Origin of the sequence: Arthrobacter pullicola, assembly GCF_014836875.1 — a bacterium.
Lineage (GTDB): Bacteria > Actinomycetota > Actinomycetes > Actinomycetales > Micrococcaceae > Arthrobacter_B > Arthrobacter_B pullicola.
Window position 1 is genome coordinate 404,171 of the sequence record NZ_JACSQC010000003.1, and the last position, 21,364, is coordinate 425,534.

The following is a 21,364-nucleotide window of genomic DNA, read 5'->3' on the forward strand; positions in this document are numbered from 1 at the left end:
CCATTCCCTGGCAGGCTGCGTATGGCCTGCCAGGGATCAGTCTTGTCAGGGGACAGTCCTGCCAGGGTTTAGTCCTGCCAGGATTTAGTGGAGCGCCGTTATGCCGGTGTAGTCCTCATTCGCATAGCGGATGCTGCTCCGGTTACGGAGAGCCCAGTTCTCTTCCAGCTCCCGCAGGCCCTCTTCATGCACGGCAGCACCGGGCTCATAGTGCCAGATGAGTTCCACTGCCGCTGCCTGGGCCGCGGCGTACCACACGGTCCGGCAGGTGTACTTGGGGTCGGAGAACACGCCCTTCCACAGCGGGCTGGTGCGCCGCTTCAGGAACCGGCCGCCCAGCAGGAGAAGCCCGACCGACAAGGCCCACCAGACCAGCAGGGCCGGATAGCCGATCAGGTTGACACCGAGGGCCAGGATCCCGGCAAAGGTCAGCGCGGCACCTCCGACGCGCAGCCACGGAGCCAGGGTAGCTGCGGGCCCGTCCGCAGCCCGGGCGAGGGCAAGCTGTTCCTTCCGCCATTCCCGGAACCGGCCCATATCCGCTGCCGCTTCAGACTTCGCGACAGCCTGGGCCGCTCGGAAGTAGTCCGGATAGGCTTCCTGCAGCGCTCCGACAGCGTCCTGCAGGGCGTCGAATTCGTCGAAGCTCAGCTCCATCTCCGCTTCCTCGACGCCGTTAACGAGGTTAGCCGCCTGAGGCGGGCGCAGCTGCCCGGCACCTGTCCTGGCCCGGCGCCGGATCTCTGCCTCCAGCTGCTCATCCGTGTCCGGCCTGTCCCGGTGCTGCATACATCCCCCGTCTTATCGGTGTAGATTCCCAGCTCCCAGTATCAACGAAAAAGCGGGCCCCCACCGAAGTGGGGGCCCGCTTTACGTTGGCTTACGTCTACCGGGAACCGGTATTAGTTGCCGGTCAGCTTCTCGCGCAGTGCGGCAAGTGCCTCATCCGATGCCAGGGTACCGGCAGCGGACTCGGATGCAGCGGGCTCGGAGGAGTAGCTGGCTGCGCTGGACTCAACGGAGTCCGATGCAGCAGCAACATCCTCGGAGTTGTGCTGGGCAACCTGCTTCTTGTGAGCTTCCCAGCGGGCCTGGGCGTCAGCGTACTGCTGCTCCCAAGCGGCACGCTGGGTCTCGTAACCTTCGAGCCATTCGTTGGACTCGGGGTCGAAGCCCTCCGGGTACTTGTAGTTGCCGGCTTCGTCGTACTCTGCGGCCATGCCGTACAGAGCCGGATCGAACTCGGTGCCTTCGGGGTCGACGCCCTCGTTCGCCTGCTTCAGCGACAGGGAGATGCGGCGGCGCTCGAGGTCGATGTCGATGACCTTGACGAACAGTTCATCCCCAACGGAGACAACCTGCTCGGCCAGCTCCACGTGGCGGACTGCCAGCTCGGAGATGTGGACCAGGCCTTCGATGCCGTCTTCGACGCGAACGAACGCACCGAACGGAACCAGCTTGGTGACCTTACCCGGCACAACCTGGCCCAGGGCGTGGGTGCGGGCGAAGGTCTGCCACGGATCTTCCTGCGTAGCCTTCAGCGACAGGGAGACACGCTCGCGGTCGAGGTCAACTTCCAGAACCTCAACGGTGACTTCCTGGCCAACTTCAACGACCTCGGAGGGGTGGTCGATGTGCTTCCAGGACAGCTCGGAAACGTGGACGAGGCCGTCTACGCCGCCAAGGTCCACGAATGCACCGAAGTTGACGATGGAGGAAACAACGCCCGGACGAACCTGGCCCTTTTCCAGCTTGTTGAGGAACGTGGAACGAACCTCGGACTGGGTCTGCTCGAGCCAGGCACGGCGGGACAGGACCACGTTGTTGCGGTTCTTGTCCAGCTCGATGATCTTGGCTTCGATCTGCTGGCCGATGTACGGAGCCAGGTCGCGGACGCGACGCATCTCCACGAGGGATGCGGGCAGGAAGCCGCGCAGCCCGATGTCGAGGATAAGACCACCCTTGACAACCTCGATGACGGTACCGGTAACGACGCCGTCTTCTTCCTTGACCTTCTCGATGTCGCCCCAGGCGCGCTCGTACTGTGCGCGCTTCTTGGAGAGGATCAGACGGCCTTCTTTGTCTTCCTTGGTGAGAACCAAAGCTTCAACCTGATCGCCAACGGAGACAACGTCTCCGGGATCAACGTCGTGCTTGATGGAAAGCTCACGCGAAGGGATGACACCCTCGGTCTTGTAACCGATGTCGAGCAGGACCTCGTCGCGGTCGACCTTAACGACGGTACCTTCGACGAGATCTCCGTCGTTGAAGTACTTGATCGTTGCGTCGATTGCGGCGAGGAAGTCCTCGGCAGTACCGATGTCGTTGATCGCGACCTGCGGGGTACCGGACTTCTCGGTGGTGGTGATGGTCATGTAGTTGGGACTCCGATGTGGAAGTTGTTGTAATTCCGGATGTGCTCCCACCGGCTCGGGTGCAACCCGGAAAAACCAGGTTCAAGACGGTGCTTGGTTGTCCGGAGATGGACAGAATGTAAATATTTGTGTTGCCCGTCTGCGGCGGTGAGTCCCTGCGACAGGAATCTCACCAGCACGCGTAACGCGCCTGTTTAGTCTAGCCGCAGCCGCCAAGTCAGGTCAAAGCCGCGCGGACAATCCCGTAGCTAAAATTCGGCAGCCACGTAGAAGCGCGCACATTCCCGTAATCCACCGCCGCCCCCAGGCACCGGCTCCAGGCTAGAAGTGCGTGCTGCAGTAGGGTGCCCGTGCTACGTCAAACAGCCGCCCAAGCGCTTCGACTGCGCCGCTGCTGCCACGGATACCTCCGGCAGCAGCGAGTATCTGCGCGCTGACGCTTCCCAGGTACAGCGAGCCGAAAGCCGCGGCATCCGCTTCCACCACGGGAACACCCGACGGCGGTTTATCCTCCGCACTGAGCGCCGTGACAACCGCGGCACCGGCATCCACCTGCACCAGCCAGCGGCCGGACGCCAGGTCCAGCGGATCAGTGATCGCCAGCACCAGCGCTCCGTCAGCGTCAAACCCGCGGGCCCGCAGCATGGCTGCAGGATCCAGAGCCCGGACCCACAGCTGGTCCTCGTGGGCTTTCACGGCATAACGGCGGCGGTCAGCCAGGGCCCAGGGCAGCGGATCCGCTTCCGGAGCGGCGGCCTGGCTGATGCGTTCCACCAGGTCGATGGAGCCGAGGTAGCGCCAGAGTTCCAGCCTGGCTGTGTCATCCGCGGCCACCAGGTCCAGTACCTTCAGGGTATGCGGTTCCGTCTCCCAGGGGAGGAATTTATAGGAGACGTAGCCGTCCGGCGTGCCTGACGGGTCATAGTGCACCGCAGCCCGGACGTCCTTCTCGGGTTCGGGCAGGTCTCCCCACAGACCGGCCGCCCGTTTGGCGTAGCCAACCTGGCGGCCGAGTGCTCCCCGGGTGTGCTCCAGGTGTGCGCGGAAGATCTCCGGCGCCAAGGCCTCCAGCTTTGCCAGGTCGGCGACGGCGGCGGTGCCCGACGGCGGCACGGTCAGTTCCAGCCGGCCGCGGGCGTCTACTTCCACTGACCGTTCGGAGGTCGCCACGCCAAATCCGAAACGTCCGTAGATCACCGCTTCCGAGGCCGTGAGCGCCGCGGCCGCGAAGCCTTCGTCCTTGGCCCGGCTCAGGTCGGACGTAATCATCTGCCGCAGGATTCCCCGCCGGCGGTGAGTCGGACGCACGGTCACAGACGTGATCTGGTGGATTGGAAGCAGTGCGCCGCCCGTGTTGAGCTCATGGGTCATGGTGGCGTAGGTAGCCACCGGCGCTGCGGGGTTCCAGGCGTACTCAGGCGCCTCGTCGTCGTACACGCCCGTCAGCCAGCGCCCGTCCTGCCCGTAGGCCTCGACCACCGCACTGATGTGCTTGGACTCATAACGCGCATCATGGAACCCCAGGGCCACGGCCTGGAACCAGTCAGCGGTCCGCTTGTCGGCGCTGCCTGGATCCACCGTGGAGAGCGCAGCCTGGAACCTCTCCGTGCGAAGACCCGATCCTGGTTCCATGCCTGCTCCCCCGTTGTGCCGTGCTTATGCACTGTTTGATTGTCCTGCTTTTGCTCTGTGACGGCTTTGTGCCGGCCTTATTGCGGGCTAGTGCCCGGCCTCGTGCCAGCTGGCTCCCCAGCCAACGGAGACGTCGAGCGGGACGGAAAGGTCAGCGGCACCGGCCATCTGCTCCCGCACCAGCTTTTCCGCCGCCTCCCGTTCACCCGGCGCTACTTCCAGGACGAGTTCGTCGTGGACCTGGAGCAGCATACGGGACTTCAGCCCCTGCTTCTTCAGTTCGGCGTCGACGCCCAGCATGGCCTTCTTGATGATGTCCGCTGCCGAACCCTGGATCGGCGCGTTCAGCGCCGCCCGCTCCGACATTTCCCGCAGCTGGCGGTTGGTGCTGGCAAGGTCGGGCAGGTAGCGGCGCCGGCCTTCGATGGTGGACGTGTACCCGTCCTTGCGGGCCTGCTCGACGACGCCGCGCAGGTAATCGCGGACAGCGCCGAACCGGGTGAAGTAATCGCGCATCAGGGTCCGCGCTTCATCCACGGGAATGGACAGCTGCTTGGAGAGTCCGAAGGAACTCAAACCGTAGACGAGGCCGTAGGACATGGCCTTGACCTTCGAGCGCATGGCACTGGTGACCTCTTCCGGCGGCACCCCGAAAATGTGCGAGCCGACGAACCGGTGCAGGTCCTCGCCGTCGCGGAAGGCCTGAATCAGGCTTTCGTCACCGGAAAGGTGCGCCATGATCCGCATTTCGACCTGCGAGTAGTCAGCAGTCAGCAGGGTTTCGTAACCCTCGCCCACCACGAAGACCTCACGGATCCTCCGGCCCTCCTCCGAACGGATGGGAATGTTCTGCAGGTTGGGGTTGATCGAGGACAAGCGGCCGGTCGCGGCAACTGTCTGCGCATATGTGGTGTGGATCCGGCCGTCGTCGGCCACTGCCTTCCGCAGCCCTTCCACCGTCTGGCGCAGTTTGGCAGCATCCCGGTAGGCCAGCAGGTGGGCCAGGAATGGATGGCCGCCCGTCTTCACGATCAGGTCAGCCAGCGCATCGGCGTCGGTGGAGTAGCCGGTCTTGATTTTCTTGGTCTTGGGCAGGCCAAGCTCCTCGAAAAGCACCACCTGGAGCTGCTTCGGTGAACCGAGATTGATCTCCTTGCCAATGACCGCAAAGGCCTCTTCTTTGGCCTGGTTGATAGTGAAGCTGAACTGGTCCAGCAGCGCATCCAGCTTCTCCGTGGAAACGGCAATGCCGGCGAGCTCCATTTCGGCCAGCACCTCGGAGAGCGGAAGCTCCAGGCCGCCGAGAAGCTGGTTCGCGCCACGCTCCACCAGCTGGCCGGCGAAGTGCTCACTGAGCCGCAGCGCGGCAAAGGCCTTGCGGACCGCCGGAGTTGCAGAATCCTCGCCCTCCAGGGACAGCTCCAGCTGGTTCCCGGTATCCGGAGCCGCGTCCAGGGAGAGTTTGAGGTGGGTCAGGCTGAGGTCAGCGAGGTCGTAGCTGCGCCGATCCGGCTGGATCAGGTAACCCGAAATAGCGGGGTCGTCCACCTCGCCTGCCAGGTGCAGACCGCGGCGGGCGAGCAGCTTGTAGGCAGACTTGAAGTCGTGCACCACCTTTGGTGCGTCCTTGTCCGCCAGCCAGTCCGCCAGCACCTTCTCTGCTGCCGCATCGATTTCGGTCAGCGGAATAAAGGCCGCCGCATTGTCGGTGACCAGCGCCAAACCCACAGCATCGCGTGCCTCACCGGCCCCCTCGGTGACCAGCTGGACGGCCGCGGGCGCCTGGTTCGTGGCTTCGAACCAGCCACGAAGCTCCTCGGCGCCGGTGAGGACAACGTGTACCGGGGGAACCAGCTCCGGGTGATCGGCTGCGGTTTCCTCTTCGCCGTAGACGTCGAAGAGGCGCTTGCGGAGCGCGTTGAACTGCAGGGCGTCGAACAGCTCCTCAATGGCGTCACGGTCCGGGCGCCGGGCCGCCATGGCGTCGAGGTCTACCGGAAGCTCCAGATCGCGCAGCAGCCGGTTCAGCCGGCGGTTGCGCTTGACGTCTTCAATGTTGGCCCGGAGGGAATCCCCCACCTTGCCCTTGATCTCATCCAGGTGCTCCAGGATGCCATCGAGGCCGCCGTACTGCTTAATCCATTTGGCGGCGGTCTTCGGCCCCACGCCGGGCACGCCCGGCAGGTTGTCCGCGGACTCCCCCACCAATGCGGCCAGATCGGAGTACTTGTCCGGCGGCACCAGGTACTTCTCTTCCACTGCCGCAGCGTCCATTCGCGGCAGATCGGAGACACCCTTTTTCGGGTAGAACACGGTGACGTGGTCGTTGACCAGCTGGAAGGCGTCCCGGTCGCCGGAGACAACCATCACGTCCCAGTTCCGGTCCGCAGCCTGCTCGGAGAGCGTGGCCAGGATGTCGTCGGCCTCATAGCCGTCCAGGGAAATGGTCGGAATGCGCATGGCTTCCATGACCTTGATGATCAGGTCTATTTGGCCATGGAACTCTTCGGGCGTCTTGTTGCGCCCGCCCTTGTACTCGGAGTACTCCTCGGTCCGGAAGGTGGGAGTATCCAGGTCGAACGCCACGGCAATGTGGGTCGGTTCCTCGTTCTTGATCAGGTTAATCAGCATGGAGGTGAAGCCGTACACGGCGTTGGTATGCTGCCCGGTATCCGTGGAGAAGTTTTCCGCCGGCAGCGCGTAAAAGGCGCGGAAAGCCATCGAATGGCCATCGATCACGAGAAGGCGGTTGTGGCCGGATGCGTTCACTGTGCCAAGCGGCGCAGCGTCGGTTGCTTCCGGGCCACCGGATTGAGCGGCGCCGGACGGTACAGGGGCTGCGTGGCTCCCCACAGGAGCATCTGCCGCAGCATCCCCCTGCACGGCATCTTCCTCAGTTTCCAGGAGGCCGGTCAGGGACTCTTCGGGGTTGGGAACGGGATCAGAGACGGGGGCAGCGGCCAGTTTGGCAGTTTCACTCACAGATGCAAGCCTAGTGGGCATGAGCGACATTTTCACGCCGGGCCAGCCTGGCCCCGCCGGGGGCGAATACCCCCGCCTGCAGGAACTGATTGAAGCAGGTGTGCCCGCAGAGCTCCACCCGTGGCTCGGGAAATCCGGGGTGGGTGCCCTCGTTGTCCGGATGGGAATCCGGTTCCTGGAAATGTCCCCGGCCCGCATGGTGGCAACCATGCCGGTTGAGGGCAACGAGCAGGTCGCCGGGATCCTCCATGGCGGTGCCCACGCGGTGCTCGCAGAGACCCTGGGTTCTTTCGCCGCATCCATCCATGCCGGGCCCGGGAAGTACGCCGTCGGCATTGAAATCAGTGCAACCCATCACCGGTCGGTGTCCTCCGGCCTGGTGACCGGCACGGCAACGGGCATCCATCTGGGCGGAACCCTCACCACCCACGAGGTGGTGATGACAGACAGCGAGGGCCGGCGGCTCTCCACCGCCCGCATCACCAATCTGATCCGCGAGGTCCGGTAGCTGGAGCTTTAGATCTGCAGTCCCGTGCGCTTCAGCGGGCTGCCCAGCTCGACGTCGACCACCCGGTCGGCGCAGGGCAGGACTACGCGCCGGGTATGGGTCTGGCCGCTGGGTTCCACAACTGTAAGCACGTACCTGCCGGCGCCCGGCAGCGGCAGCTCGAAGCTGCCGTCCCGGCCGGAACGGACGGCTGCCGGAGGGTCCCCGGCTCCCCTGACCAGCAGGACCAGGGCATTTTGAACCGGCCGGCTGCCGTGCCGGATCCTCCCCTCCAGCAGCAGCCGCTCGTGAAACTGGATGTCATGCGGAACCGCTGTCCCGGGGAACTCCAGAACCTCGGCAACGGGACGCCAGCGGGCGTGCCCCGCGATGAAAATGTACCGTCCCGGCCCCGGCAGGACCACCGCATAGGTTCCGTGCTCATCGCTGCGGTCCCAGTCCACCGGTGAGCCCCCGCTGTCCGTCACCGTGACGGTTCCCTGGTCCAGCGGCGCCCGGCCGCCGGCGGGCCGCAGCACACCGCTGAGCAGGATTTCGTGCTTCCCGGCCGGAGCAGGACCCGTGCCCTGGGCTGCGGAGTGAAGGTCCGGGTGGGTGGCTTCCCGGTGCCGTGATTTGGGAATCAGCACGGACACGGCGGCACCCGCGGCTGCAGTGAGGCCGGCAAGGATGAAGATCAGCCGGAAAGCTTCCAGATCGGGAAAGACCCGTCCGCCGATGTCCACGGTGATGGACGCCAGAATCACGGCCACGGCAGCACTGCAGGTGGAGGTTCCAACGGAACGGAGCAGGGTGTTTAGTCCGTTGGCGGCGGCGGTGTCCGTCCTGGGCGAGTTGCTCATCACGATGGTCGGCATGGCGGCCATCGCCATCGCAGTGCCGACCGAGATAATGACGGCTCCAACGATGATGCCGGAAATGGTTTCCACCAAGACAACCCGCAGCAGGTAACCAGCCGCCATGACCGTACACCCCGCGACCATGGTCACCTTGGCACCAAAGCTGTTGGTTAGCCGCGCAGACACCGGTGAAATGGCCACCATCGCCAGGCCGGCCGGAATCATGGCCAGCCCGGCCACCAGGACGCTGAGCCCGAATCCGAACCCCGTGACCCGGGAGAGCTGCAGCTGCTGGGTGGTGACGAGCATGTTCGCGTACATGGAAAATCCGACCAGCACGGACGCTATGTTGACCAGGAGGACCGGCCGCCGTGCCGAGGTCCGCAAATCGATCAGGGGCTGCCCGCTGCGCAGCTCATGGGGGAACCAGGCGGCCAGCAGCACCGCACATGCCGCGAACAGTCCCAGCACGATGTCACTGGTCCAGCCCCATAGCCCGCCCTTGGAGATCGCCAGCAGCAGTGCCGTCATGGCACCGGATAACAGGACCGCTCCGAAGTAGTCGAACCTGCCCTTGGTGCGGACTGTGGATTCAGGCACGTAGAAGTAGACGGCAGCGGTGAGGATCAGGGCAATCAGCGCCACCACCCAGAACGTTGCCTGCCAGCCCAGATTCTGGTAGATAAAACCGGCCATCGGCAGTCCCAGGGCGCTGCCGATTCCGAAACTCGCGCTCATCAGCGACACGGCGCCGGCAACCCGGCGCTGCGGAAGGGTGTCCCGCAGGATACTGATTCCAATCGGAATGACCGCACCGGCAAAACCCTGCAGGGTCCGGCCAACCAGGGCGGCGGTGAAGGTGCCCCCAACCGCGGCAGTGAATCCGCCCGCCACCATCATGGTCAGGGCCACCAGAAGCATCCGTTTCTTGCCGAACATGTCCGCGAGCCGGGACACCACCGGCGTGGCCACTGCAGCGCTGAGCAGGGTAACGGTCACCAGCCAGGACACATCGTCGCTGCTGACGCCAAAGATGCGGGGGTATTCGGGGAGGAGGGGCACCACCGCGGTTTTTTCCAGGGAAACGACGATCCCGCCGCAGCCCAGGATCGCGGTGATCAGCCAGAACGGCGCACCCGGTTGCCTGGGCCCCTGCCCGGAGACCTGTTCGTCCTGCAAGGTGTCTTGTGGCACAGGACCTCCACACGGCGCGGGTTCACGGCGGACGGGGCCGCCTGCAGAAGCGGGTACCGGGCCCCGCTGGGATCTATGCCCGGTTAACCGTGATCTTGCGTCCTGATCCGCCGTCTTCGGCTACCGGGACCCTGACTTCCAGGACGCCGTCGTGGTAGGACGCCGATACACCGTCCGGGTTGGCTCCGGGCGGCAGCTGGATGTCCCGGGTAAAGGAGCCGTACTTGAATTCGGACCGGTAACCGTTCCGGGCCTTCTGTTCCTCGCTTTCCCGGCGTTCACCCCGGATCCGGAGTGTTCCCTCGGTAACGCTCACATCGAGGTCCTTTTCCGGATCAATGCTGGGCAGCTCGGCGCGGACCACCATGGTTGGACCGTCCCGGTACTCCTCCACCCGGAAGGCAGGAACGTCCCAGTCCCCCTCGAAGAGCCGGCGCATGGGCTCAGGCAGTTCAAAACGGTCGCGTCGGGTCAGTCCAGCCATGGGGTCTCCTCCGGTGGCCCGCGTTTAGCAGTGGAACCGGGTCATGGACGAACCGGATACCCTGGCTGCCGCGGGGTGGATAGTGCGGTCAGCCTACCGGGAGCCGGCGGCTCGCTCAACGGTCCCGGCACCTAATCGGCGGCCCGCCGTCGAACCTCTCAGCCTGGACCATGCATGGACACACAGCCGCCGGATTTACGGGCGGGTTACCGGGCAGATACCTAGTAATGGCTGATGGGCTGCGCGTATAGTCAGGAAGCGCGCGCACCCTGTGGGGACTCGAAACAGCCGCTCACCACGGCCCATGCAGTCGGGACACTCCCATTCGAGAGGTCGATGTCATGCCGCAGAATGATCCGCAGGACTTCCTTAGCGTCAATCCGGTTTTCTCCCGCCCCGGTGAAGCCACGGCGGTCTCCAAAACCCAGATTCCCCAAGGGGAAATGGCACCAGAAACCGCGTACCAGATTGTCCACGACGAGACGATGCTCGACGGCAATGCCCGGCTGAATCTGGCCACCTTCGTCAGCACCTGGATGGACAGCCACGCGGACCGGCTCTACGCCGAGACCTATGACAAGAACATGATCGACAAGGACGAGTATCCGCAGACGGCTGCCATTGAGCAGTACTGCTGGAAAATGCTTGCCGGCCTGTGGAACTCTCCTGATCCCACCGGAACGATCGGTACTTCCACCATCGGATCCTCCGAGGCCTGCATGCTGGGCGGCCTGGCCTTCAAGCGGCTCTGGCAGCACAGGCGGCGCAGTGAGGGGAAATCCACTGAAAAGCCCAACCTCGTGATGAGTTCCGCCGTCCAGGTCTGCTGGGAGAAGTTCTGCAACTATTTCGACATCGAACCCCGCCTGGTGCCGATCAGCGAGGAGCACAAGTGCCTTGACGGTTTCGAGCTCGAGAACTACGTCGACGAAAACACCATCGGCGTCGTAGCGATTATGGGTGTGACCTATACCGGCATGTATGAGCCCGTGAAGGCGGTTGCGGCGAAACTCGACGAAATCCAGGCGTCCACCGGCCTGGATATACCGATCCATGTGGATGCGGCCTCCGGCGGGATGATCGCGCCGTTTATCCAGCCGGAGCTGGAATGGGATTTCAAACTCGAACGGGTCCACTCGATCTCCACGTCCGGCCACAAATACGGCCTCGTCTATCCGGGCCTGGGCTGGGTCGTCTGGCGTGAACGGCAGTGGCTGCCGGAAGACCTGATTTTCTACGTAAGTTATCTCGGCGGCGACATGCCCACGTTCGCACTGAACTTCTCGCGTCCGGGTGCCCAGGTGGTCCTGCAGTTCTACCTGTTCCTCCGCCTTGGCTTCGACGGCTACAAAAAGGTGCAGCAGGCCAGCCAGGACGTTGCGCTCTTCCTGTCCCGCGGGATCAGCGAAATCGGCCCGTTTGAACTCTGGAACGACGGGTCTGATATCCCCGTGTTCGCCTGGCGCCTCAAGGAGGGCCACACGGACCGCTGGACACTGTACAACCTGGCGGACCGGCTGCGGACCAAGGGCTGGCTGGTGCCGGCCTATCCCCTGCCCGCCAATCTCCAGGACCTGACGGTGGAGCGGATCGTCGTGCGCAATGGCCTGAGTATGGATTTGGCAGGCAGGCTGCTGGATGACATCCGCGAGGAGACTTCCTACCTGAACAATCTGAGCGCCCCCATGCCCGCGGAGCGGAAGCATCCCGGATTCCACCACTAACCCGAGGAGGTGAGTGGGATGAGCGATTCCACTGCATCCACGCCTAATAAGAAGGGCCGGGCAGCACAGACAGCCACCATCACCGTCGGAGCTCTCGCGGTGATGAACATTGTTGCCGTGGTGAGTCTCCGCGGGCTGCCGGCTGAAGCCGAATACGGCCTGAGTTCAATTTTCTATTACGTCTTCGCGGCCATTGTCTTCCTTATTCCGGTCTCGATTGTTGCCGCTGAACTGGCCACCGGATGGCCGGAAACCGGCGGCGTTTTCCGCTGGGTAGGCGAGGCCTTCGGGCCGCGGTGGGCGTTCCTGGCCATGTTTATGCTCTTTATCGAGGTGACTTTCTGGTTTCCCACCGTCCTGACCTTCGGGGCCGTTTCCCTGGCGTACACCGGTACGGACCAAAGCCTTGACGCGCAGCTGTCCGGAAACAAGGCTTTCGTTCTGGCAGTGGTGCTGATCGTTTACTGGCTGGCCACGTTCATAGCCTTCCGCGGAGCGGCGGCTTTCTCCAAGGTGGCCCAGTGGGGCGGGATCATCGGCACCCTGATTCCGGCCGCCATTCTTATTGTTCTGGGCTTCACCTACTTCTTCGCCGGAAACACTCCCCAGATCGAACTTGGCTGGGGCGAGCTCATTCCGGACTTCTCCAACTTCGCCAACGTGGTGCTGGCCGCCAGCATCTTCCTTTTTTACGCCGGCATGGAAATGAACGCCATCCATGTCAAGGACGTCAAGAACTCAAACCGCAACTACCCGCTGGCCGTCCTGATCGCCGCTGCCGGAACGGTGGTGATATTCGTTTTGGGCACGCTGGCGATCGCCTTCGTTGTCCCCCAGGCGGACATCAACCTCACCCAGAGCCTGCTGACCTCCTACAACGACATGTTCGAATGGGCCGGGCTGGGCTGGGCCGGACCGATCGTCGCCGGCATGCTCCTCATCGGGGTGCTCGCCGGCGTCGTGACCTGGGTTGCCGGGCCCTCCAGCGGCCTGCTGGCAGTCGCCAAGGCCGGATACCTGCCAAGATACTGGCAGTACACGAACAAGCATGGGATGGGCACCCACATTCTGCTGTTCCAGGCCATGCTGGTCACGGCCCTGGGCATCGTCTACGTGGTGCTGCCCTCGGTGCAGGCGGCCTACCAGATCCTCAGCCAGCTCACGGTGATCCTTTACCTAATCATGTACCTGCTGATGTTCGCTGCCGCGATGTACCTCCGCTACAGCCAGCCCCACCGGCCGCGGCCCTACCGTGTGCCCGGAGGCGCTGCCGGGATGTGGATCTTCGGGGGCGTCGGTTTCCTGGGCTCGCTGATGGCCTTCGCCTTCAGCTTCATCCCGCCGGACCAGATATCTGTGGGTTCGCCGCTGACCTACGTCGGCATCCTGGTGGGTGGTGCGGCAGTCCTGGTCACCGTTCCGTTCGTGATCTACGCGCTGCGCAAGCCGCACTGGCGGGATCCGGACACCGTGTTCGTGCCGTTCACCTGGCAGCTGGAGAACAAGCACCCGGGCATCGTCAACGACTCCTCAGTGGCCACAGCAGACCTGACCCGCCAGTGGGAAGAACAGACGCCCGGGGATCCCGGCGGAGAGTCCGCGGGGCAGAAACCTGATGCCGGTACGGCAGGCGGGAGTACACAGGCATGAATATCGATGGTGCTGCCATCCAGGCAGCGGTGAGCGCCGCCCACCGGGATTCCGCCGGTGACACCGGCGGAAAAAACGCCAGCTACATTCCTTATCTGGCATCGGTCGATCCGGCTCTGTTCGGGGTCAGTGTGGTGACTGCTGACGGCGGGGTCTTTGAGGCCGGCGACGCCCGGTTCGAGTTTGCCCTTGAGTCAATTTCCAAGGTCTTTTCCATGGCGGTGGCGATGGGCGACGTCGGCCTGGAGGAATTCCATGACAAGGTCGGGGCGGATCCGACCGGAGAACCGTTCAACTCTGTGATCAGTGTTGTCCTGCACGGTGACACACCCGTATCGCCCCTGGTCAACGCCGGTGCGATGTCGACGGTTTCCCTGATCAAGGCCGAGGGCCCGGATCAGCGCTGGGACCGGATCCTGGCTGCGCAGGGCGCCTTCGCCGGACGCAGGATCCAGCTCAGCGACGCTGTCAATGACTCCGAGCAGTCCACGAACTTCCACAACCGCGCCATTGCCTGGCTGCTCTACTCCGGCGGGACGATGTATTCGGACCCGATGGAGGCGTGCGACGTCTACACCCGGCAGTGCTCAACGCTGGTGACGACCGTGGACCTGGCCACCATGGGTGCCACGATCGCGGCCCGCGGAACCAATCCGGTGACCCGGGAACAGGTCATCTCCGACCAGTCCCTGGTACCGCCCATGCTTGCTGAAATGACCATGGAGGGGCTCTATACCGCGTCCGGGGACTGGGCCTACCGGGTCGGTCTGCCCGGCAAATCAGGGGTAGGCGGCGGAGTTCTCGCGATCATGCCCGGGATCCTGGCCATCGCGGCTTTCTCCCCGCCCCTGGATCCCGCGGGCAACAGTGTGAGGGGACTCAAGGCTGTCGCGCAGATCGCCGAGGCCTTGAACCTTAACCTCTACAACGCCCAGGACTACGCCACCTAGCTGTAACCCTTTCGGACAGGCGGCGGCATCAGACCGGACTGCGGCGGGGAGGAGCGAACGGCCCCCGCCGCAGTTCGCTGTCCGGGGAGCGCTGGCCAGGGCTGACGGCCGGACCGGAGGATCAGCTAAGTGGGCGGATTCCGTAGTCCGCGGCTATCGCTTCCGCCGCCTGGACCAGGCGGGGAAGGACAACGTCATCCAGCGACGCGCGGCGGTGCTGGTGAAGCGAGACGTTAGCCGCTGCCACCACCTGGTTTCCGCGGCGGATCGGCACAGCCACGCCGCTGAGTCCTTCCTCGTACTCCTCCCGCACCACGGCCCAGCCGCGGGCGCGTACTCCGGCGAGTTCTTCGGTGAGCGCGCGGCGGTCCGCAACCGTGTTCGCCGTGTACCGCCGGATCTCCGAACGGTCCAGCCGGGATTCCATGTCCGCCGGGTCGAGGTGGGACAGCAGCACCCGCCCCATCGACGTGGCCCAGGCGGGAAAGCGGGTACCGACGTGCACGGCGACGCTGACCAGCCGGGGCGCCGTGACACGAGCGACGTACACCACGTGCTCGCCGTCGAGGATGCAGACGGACGCCGTCTCCTGCAGGTCAGACGACAGCGACTTCAGATGGGGTTCCGCGATGGCAGGGAGCGTGAGGTTGGAGAGGAAGGCTGATCCGATGTTCAGGGACCGGGGTGCCAGCTGGAATCGGACGCCGTCCGAGGACAGGTAGCCGAGTTCGGCAAGGGTCAGCAGGAACCGGCGGGCCGCCGCGCGGCTCAGGTCCGCCGCTGTGGCCACTTCACTCACGGTTTTGGCCGGGGCTTCCACGGTGAAGGCAGCCAGGACGGCAAAGGTCTTTTCAACCGATTTGACGTACCACCCGTTGCTGTCCACGTCCATCTGTCCGTCCCCTGCCTCGTTGTCCAGCCGGGGCAGCATATGTGGCCCCGAAGGCGATCCTAGCCGACCCCGGGCAGGCTCCGGTGGTGATGAGCCGATATAACCGCTGGTCAGGAACGGGCAGCGCTGCTTGTGTGGAATTGTGAAGCGAGCCGGACCGGAGCATTTGGCGCGCCGTACCCCTCGTAGAAGGGACGCCGTTCCAGCACTTCGAAGAAGACGCTGCCCACGGTGGAGGTATAAAAGTGCAGGAACTCGCCGTCGCCGTCCCGGTCGTAGAGCAGGTTGAGCTCCCGCAGTGTGGCGAGGAATTCCGGGTCGAGGCCAAACCTGGCATCCAGGTCCTCGTAGTAGTTCCCCGGTACCGGGAGGAACTCCAGGCCGCGCGCGACGGCGGTGCGGGCAACGCTGACCAGGTCGCTGCAGGCGAAGGCGACGTGCTGGGGGTAGCCGGATCCATCGCCGGCGTCGTCGAAGACCGGGGGCGCGATGTTCAGGGCGATCCGTACTGCACCGTCGCTGCTGCGCATCACCTGGCTGCGGACCAGTCCCATGGGGCTGGGCACTTCCACGCTGGGGCGGGTGGACAGGCCCAGGGTGGATTCGTAGAAAAGGACAGCCTCGTCAAAGTGCTGCCAGGGCTGGGAGAGGTTGACATGGTCTATCGCCGTCACCGGTCCCGGTGCCGGCAGCGGGCTTCCGGTGCCGAACTCGGCGCTCCAGGCGGGTTCACCGTCGGTGGCCTGGCAGAGAATGATTTCGGTCCCGTCGGGTGCGGCAACCACCTGCAGGACTTCTTCGTTGGCCTGGCTGCGGCGTGACACCGGTGTTGCTTTCAGCTGCAGGGCCCGTGAGGCGGCGGCGGGAGCATCCGGAACATCCAGCCCAATCGCTGATATTCCCGGCTCGAGTCCCGTTGCCTGCTGGCCGTTGATGATCATGCGGACCCCGTTCTGGGTCCACAGTTCCACGGCCTTGGTGCGGTGGCTGCCCTGGCAGGTGAAACCCAGCTGATGAAGCAGGCTGCGGATCTGGACCGGGTCGCCGGCCTTGACCTCGGCGAAGCTGAAGCCCAGGGGTTCTCCGACGCCCGGAAGGGTGGCCAGTTCCATCCGGCCCTTGCCGTTTCCCTCTTCGGCGAGGTGCATGGAGGTGCGTTCCGCCAGCCGGATGAGGGAACGCATGGCGTCCACGGCAGTGCGTTCCTCCGCCGCCTGCCGGAACACGTCGTTGAAGATTTCCAGCGAAACCGGGCCGTTGTAGCCGCTGCGGACCAGGTGGCCCATGAAGGTCACCAGGTCGAAGGCGCCTTCGCCGGGGAAGACCCGGTAGTGGCGGCTCCAGGACAGCACGTCCATGGACAGTTCGGGCGCGTCGGCAAGCTGGACGAAGAAGATTTTCTCCGCGGGAATCTTCTCGATCGCTGCCGGATCCCAGCGCCGGGACAGGATGTGGAAGCTGTCCAGGCAGGTCCCCACGTTGGGGTGGTCCGCCAGTTCCACGATCCGCCAGGCATGCTCGAAGTCGCTGACGTACCGGCCCCAGGCCAGCGCTTCATAGGCCAGCCGGATTCCGTACCGGGCGGCCAGGGTCCCCATGCTCCGCAGCTGGGACGCCGCAACGGCGTCGTCATCAATGGTTGCCGTGGACACGTTGCTGCAGACCAGCATCGTGTCGATACCCATCCGCTGCATCAGGCGGAACTTGGCTTCCGCCCGCCGCAGGTTCTGCTCCAGCAGGTCTTCGGAGACTCCTTCAAAGTCCCGGAACGGCTGGTAGAGGTCCAGGGTCAGGCCGAGGCTGGACGCCAGGGCCCGGATTTCTTCGGGACTGGACGGGCTGACCACCAGGTCCTGCTCGAAGATCTCCACACCGTCAAAGCCGGCTGCCGCGCAGGCGCGAAGTTTGTCCTCGAGCGTGCCGCTCAGGCAGACCGTGGCGATGGAGGTGCGCATTACCGTTCCCTTCGGAGGCGGACTCAGAGTCCGCTGTTGATCATTTCGAGGAAGTGGGCCCGCATGCGGGCGGCATCCGGACGGACCCCTGTGATGAGCTCGAAGGCGTCGACGGCCTGTCCGACAGCCATGTGGCCGCCGTCAAGGACACGGCAGCCCTTCGCCTCCGCAGCTGCGGCCAGTGCGGTGCGGACGGGGCGGTAGATGACATCGGCTACCCACGTCTGCGGAGAGATCAGGGCGGGATCCACCGGCAGGCCGGGGTGCGAGTGCATGCCGATGGGGGTGGCCTGGACGAATCCGTCGGCTTCGGCCAGGACTTTCGGCAGGTCCGCCGGCGTTCCGGCCGTGACACTGCTTTCCGGGAACAGGGCTGCCAGGGCCGCGGCGCGCTCTGCAGCCCGGGCGGAATCCAGGTCCACCAGGGTCAGGGAGGAAGCGCCGGCTTTCAGCAGGGCGTAAGCAACAGCGGCTCCGGCACCTCCGGCACCGAGCTGGACCACTCGATCCAGGGAGGCACCCGGCAGTCCTTCGGCGAGGGCAGAGCCGAACCCGGAGTGGTCGGTGTTGTGTCCAATGAAGAGGCCGTCGCGGATCAGGACGGTGTTCACGGCTCCCAGCCGGTCGGCGTCGCCTGATACCTCGTCGAGGTGCTCCAGGACCAGCTGCTTGCACGGGTGGGTGACGTTGAAGGCGTTGAAGCCAAGGTCACGGCCGTAGCGGAGCAGGTCCCCGACGTCGGCTGGTGACCGGCCGTTCACCGTCAGGTCCACCGGTCGGTAGAGATAGAGCATGCCCCTCTCCTGAGCCTCCCGCTCGTGCATGGGCGGCGTCAGCGACCCGGTAATCCCGTCGCCGATCAGTCCGACTAGCCAGGACTCGGTGGTGGTACTCAAGCGGTTCTCCCTTTCTCCAGGCCCGGAGCGGGCTAGGCCTACGGTACCGGGCTGTTCACAAAATGCACAACTGTGCGTAAAGCGCACACTTTCAATTGCATCTGACTATGGCGCGGGTTACATTGTGGTGTTCGCATGAAGTACCACTGTGCGATTACCGCACATATCACTGGAGGCCCCATGAGCACTGCGCCCCCCAACGCCGCTGCAGTCACCGCCAAGACCCCGAAGAAGGCTGCTGCGGCAAGCTTCATGGGCAGCGCGGTTGAGTACTACGACTTCTTCATCTTCGGCACGGCCGCGTCACTGATTTTTCCGCACGTTTTCTTTCCCGACGCAGATGCTCAGGCCAGCATCATGTCGCTGGCAACCTTCGGCTTCGCCTACATTGCCCGGCCGGTCGGCGCCGTCGTCCTGGGCCACTTCGGCGACCGCGTGGGCAGGCAGAAGATCCTGATGTTCACGTTGGTGCTGATGGGCGGTTCCACCTTCCTCATTGGCTGCCTCCCGACGTTCAGCACCATAGGCTGGTGGGCTCCCACCCTCCTCGTGCTCTGCCGCCTCGCACAGGGCCTTTCCGCCGCCGGGGAGCAGGCCGGCGCCAGTTCCATGACCCTGGAACACGCCCCGGACGGGCGCCGCGCGTTCTTTACCTCCTGGACCCTGACCGGAACCCAGGGCGGCCAGATCCTCGCCGCCATGGTGTTTATCCCCGTTGTCGCCCTGCCCGATGAGATTAAGTACGGCATCGGCTGGCGCATCCCGTTCTGGCTGTCCGCCGTTGTGGTCCTGGTGACCTTCTTTATCCGCCGTTCACTGCATGAGACGCCGACATTCCAGGAAGCCAAGGCGAACAACCAGATCGCCAAGCTGCCGGTGAGTGATCTGATGAAGCACCACTGGCGGGACGTGCTGCGGGTTATCTGCTGCGCCTTCATTGCCGCCGTTTCCACGGTATACGGCACGCTTGCGATCAAGTACGGCACAGAGGTGGGCAACGTTGATGCCACCATCACGCTCTGGCTGGTGGTTGCCGGCAACATCGCCGCACTGTTCACCCAGCCGTTCTTCGGCATGGCGGCGGACCGGTTCGGCCGCAAGCCCGTCTTCATCTATGGCGCAGTCGCCAGTGCCGTGGTGATGCCGTTCTATCTGCTGTCGATGGAATCCGGGAACGCGCTGCTGCAGTTCACCCTGTCCGTGGTGGTCTTCGGCTGCGGCTACGCGGCGGCCAATGCCGTCTGGCCGTCCTTCTATGCCGAAATGTTCAGTGCGCGCGTCCGCTTCTCCGGGCTGGCCATCGGCACGCAGCTCGGCTTCCTCATGGCCGGCTTCGCCCCGTCGATCGTCGCGGCCCTCGGAGGGCTGGAGCCCGGTGGCTGGAAAGTCATCAGCTGGTTCACCGCGGCCATCTGCCTGACAGCAGTTATCTCCGCGCTCACCGCCAAAGAGACGTCCAAAATTCCGACCGCGGACCTCGGCCTGCGCTGAGCACCCGTCCGTCAGGCGAGCCAGCCGGCAGTTCCATTTGTGGCTGCCGGCTGGTTCGTTTAAAGAACCTTTCGGGGCGGTGCGCCTACAAGGCGTCCCGCCGCCGCTGCCTGCGGGCAGACCACGCGAGGTAGCCGCCCAGTACCCCCGTTGAGGCCAGGCCGGCGCCCATCAGCGGCGCCTGCCAGCTGCGCCACCGATCGGCGTCACCGAGCGTCAGTTCACCAACTCCCCGGATAAAGGCCGCGGCGAAGATCGCTGCCACCATCCGGTTTCCCACCCGCTCCAACCGCTCCACCACCGGAACCAGGTCACCGGCGCGCAGGTGGACCTCCATCCCTTCGAAGTCCAGGGTATTGATCAGCCGCTGCACTTGGCCGGGCAGCTCCGTGCCCAGTTCCAGCAGCTCTCCCCCGGCTTTGCCCAGCCGCTTCGCGTAGTTGACCGGATTAAGCTGTTCCATGGTCATCCGCTTGGCGTACGGGGCCAGCGTTTGGCCCATGCTGAAGTCCGGGTCCAGCACTTCGCCCATGCCCTCGGTCATGATCAGCATCCGCAGCAGCAGGGCCACCTCGCGGGGCAGCTGGAGGTGGTGGTTGCGGATGATCCCAAGCCCCTCGCTGATAATCCTGCCGACCGGGGCGTCCCGCAGCGTGCGGCCTGAATAAAGCCGGATGAGTCCGGCAAGGTCCATCCGCAGCTTCACCCTGTCCGGACGGGTCTGGGCAACCGTCATGCGGACGAGTGCCGATGCCATCCGTTCCGGGTCCTTGCGGATGACGGCGATGAACAGGGCGGCCAGCTGTCCGCGCAGTTTGTCGTCCAGCTCCCCCACCATGCCAAAGTCGATGAGACCGATCTGGGAATTGGGCTGAACGAAGATGTTCCCGGGGTGGGGATCGGCGTGGAAGAGCCCAAACTCGAACACCATTTTCATTTCCGCGTCGGCAGCCGTGGCTGCCAGTGCCCTGCGGTCCACGCCCGCGGCGTCCAGCGCCGCCGTGTCGGTGACTTTCATGCCGCGCAGGCGCTGCATGGTCAGGACCTTGTGGGTGCTGTGCTGCCAGTAGATCCGCGGGATGATGACCGCGGCGTCATCGGCGAAATTCACCGCGAAGCGGTCGGCGTTGCGGCCTTCCTGCACGTAGTCCAGTTCCTGGCGGAGCGTGGATGCGAATTCATCCATGAAGCCTTTGACGTCGTAGTCCCGCGCGGCCTCCCAGCGTTTGCTGGCATGGGCCGCCAGGGACTGCAGGATGGAGAGGTCCGCTTCGACGTCGGGAACGATGCCGGGACGCCGGACCTTCACCACCACGTCCGTGCCGTCCTTGAGCCGGGCACCGTACGCCTGGCCAATCGAGGCGCTCGCAATGGGGGTGGTGTCGAAGGAAGCGAAGACGTTGAGGGGATCGTCACCGATTTCCTGCCTGAGTTCCTCGCGCACGGCCTCCCAGGGCGCGGGAGCAGCCCGATCCTGAAGTTTGGCCAGCTCCTCCATATAGGCCGGGGGAAGCAGGTCCGACCGTGTGGAGAGCAGCTGCCCCAGCTTCACATACGTTGGTCCCAGCTCTTCCAAAGCACGGCGCAGGTATTCCGGGCTTGCGGTCTTGGGGCCCGCAGCCTCGCCGGCGGGCCGTTTGCGAAACGGCAGCCGGGCTTCCAGGCCGGACACAGAGACCAGATAGCCCAGTCCGTTCCGGTAGAGAATCTCGGCCATCTGCCGGTACCGGTCAAAGTTGCTCTTCATTTCCTTCTTCCCCTCGGGCCGTCGCGGCGGATGCACGGCCCTACA

General features: G+C 64.6%; 15 protein-coding genes. 5 read left to right on the top strand and 10 right to left on the bottom strand.

What is annotated here, in order from left to right:
• Positions 1-84: 84 nt before the first annotated feature.
• From H9638_RS08090 to polA, 4 genes are all read right to left on the bottom strand, one after another.
• On the bottom strand, positions 85-789 hold the full coding sequence (locus H9638_RS08090; protein ID WP_191746683.1) for a hypothetical protein: 705 nt from the start codon (positions 787-789) through the stop codon (positions 85-87).
• Between the two features lie 113 nt (positions 790-902).
• Positions 903-2,375, bottom strand: coding sequence for a 30S ribosomal protein S1 (gene rpsA, locus H9638_RS08095; protein ID WP_191746684.1), 1,473 nt, complete (start codon positions 2,373-2,375; stop codon positions 903-905).
• Between the two features lie 321 nt (positions 2,376-2,696).
• A complete protein-coding gene (locus H9638_RS08100; RefSeq protein WP_191746685.1) occupies positions 2,697-4,007 on the bottom strand; it encodes a GNAT family N-acetyltransferase in 1,311 nt (436 codons plus the stop codon).
• Positions 4,008-4,094: 87 nt separating this feature from the next.
• A complete protein-coding gene (polA, locus tag H9638_RS08105) occupies positions 4,095-6,728 on the bottom strand; it encodes a DNA polymerase I (protein WP_404799653.1) in 2,634 nt (877 codons plus the stop codon).
• Between the two features lie 280 nt (positions 6,729-7,008).
• Between polA and H9638_RS08110 the strand changes: the two genes are divergently transcribed.
• Positions 7,009-7,497: a PaaI family thioesterase gene (locus tag H9638_RS08110; protein ID WP_191746687.1), complete on the top strand. Its 489-nt coding sequence runs from the start codon at positions 7,009-7,011 to the stop codon at positions 7,495-7,497.
• Between the two features lie 8 nt (positions 7,498-7,505).
• On the opposite strand, the gene H9638_RS08115 is transcribed toward H9638_RS08110, so the two are convergent.
• Both H9638_RS08115 and H9638_RS08120 read right to left on the bottom strand, forming a co-directional pair.
• On the bottom strand, positions 7,506-9,530 hold the full coding sequence (locus H9638_RS08115) for an MFS transporter (RefSeq protein WP_191746688.1): 2,025 nt from the start codon (positions 9,528-9,530) through the stop codon (positions 7,506-7,508).
• 73 nt (positions 9,531-9,603) lie between these two features.
• Positions 9,604-10,014: an Hsp20/alpha crystallin family protein gene (locus H9638_RS08120; protein WP_191746689.1), complete on the bottom strand. Its 411-nt coding sequence runs from the start codon at positions 10,012-10,014 to the stop codon at positions 9,604-9,606.
• Positions 10,015-10,355: 341 nt separating this feature from the next.
• On the opposite strand from H9638_RS08120, the gene H9638_RS08125 reads away from it, so the two are divergent.
• From H9638_RS08125 to glsA, 3 genes are read left to right on the top strand one after another with little or no spacing between them, the layout of a single operon-like run.
• A complete protein-coding gene (locus H9638_RS08125; protein ID WP_191746690.1) occupies positions 10,356-11,738 on the top strand; it encodes a glutamate decarboxylase in 1,383 nt (460 codons plus the stop codon).
• Between the two features lie 18 nt (positions 11,739-11,756).
• Positions 11,757-13,388, top strand: a complete 1,632-nt coding sequence (gene gadC, locus H9638_RS08130; protein ID WP_191746691.1) for a putative glutamine/gamma-aminobutyrate antiporter GadC — start codon at positions 11,757-11,759, stop codon at positions 13,386-13,388.
• Positions 13,385-14,338 (top strand): glutaminase A, encoded by a 954-nt coding sequence (gene glsA, locus H9638_RS08135; protein WP_191746692.1) that lies wholly within the window; start codon positions 13,385-13,387, stop codon positions 14,336-14,338. Before gadC ends, glsA begins: the two co-directional genes overlap by 4 nt.
• 121 nt (positions 14,339-14,459) lie before the next feature.
• Here glsA and H9638_RS08140 read toward each other — a convergent pair whose 3' ends face one another.
• From H9638_RS08140 to H9638_RS08150, 3 genes are all read right to left on the bottom strand, one after another.
• Complete coding sequence (locus tag H9638_RS08140; RefSeq protein ID WP_225217150.1) at positions 14,460-15,269, bottom strand: IclR family transcriptional regulator domain-containing protein; 810 nt, start codon at positions 15,267-15,269, stop codon at positions 14,460-14,462.
• Between the two features lie 71 nt (positions 15,270-15,340).
• The gene (locus H9638_RS08145) at positions 15,341-17,185 is read right to left on the bottom strand and encodes a bifunctional sugar phosphate isomerase/epimerase/4-hydroxyphenylpyruvate dioxygenase family protein (RefSeq protein ID WP_191746693.1); all 1,845 of its coding nucleotides are present in this window, start codon (positions 17,183-17,185) and stop codon (positions 15,341-15,343) included.
• 23 nt (positions 17,186-17,208) lie between these two features.
• Entirely contained in the window at positions 17,209-18,081 is an 873-nt protein-coding gene (locus H9638_RS08150) for a shikimate dehydrogenase (protein ID WP_191746694.1), read from the bottom strand.
• A gap of 180 nt (positions 18,082-18,261) precedes the next feature.
• Between H9638_RS08150 and H9638_RS08155 the strand changes: the two genes are divergently transcribed.
• Positions 18,262-19,572 carry an MFS transporter gene (locus H9638_RS08155; RefSeq protein ID WP_191746695.1) on the top strand — a complete coding sequence of 437 codons (1,311 nt, stop codon included), beginning with the start codon at positions 18,262-18,264 and terminating at the stop codon, positions 19,570-19,572.
• 85 nt (positions 19,573-19,657) lie between these two features.
• Here the strand turns inward: H9638_RS08155 and H9638_RS08160 are convergent, their stop codons facing one another.
• Positions 19,658-21,319: an ABC1 kinase family protein gene (locus tag H9638_RS08160; RefSeq protein ID WP_191746696.1), complete on the bottom strand. Its 1,662-nt coding sequence runs from the start codon at positions 21,317-21,319 to the stop codon at positions 19,658-19,660.
• Positions 21,320-21,364: the final 45 nt, after the last annotated feature.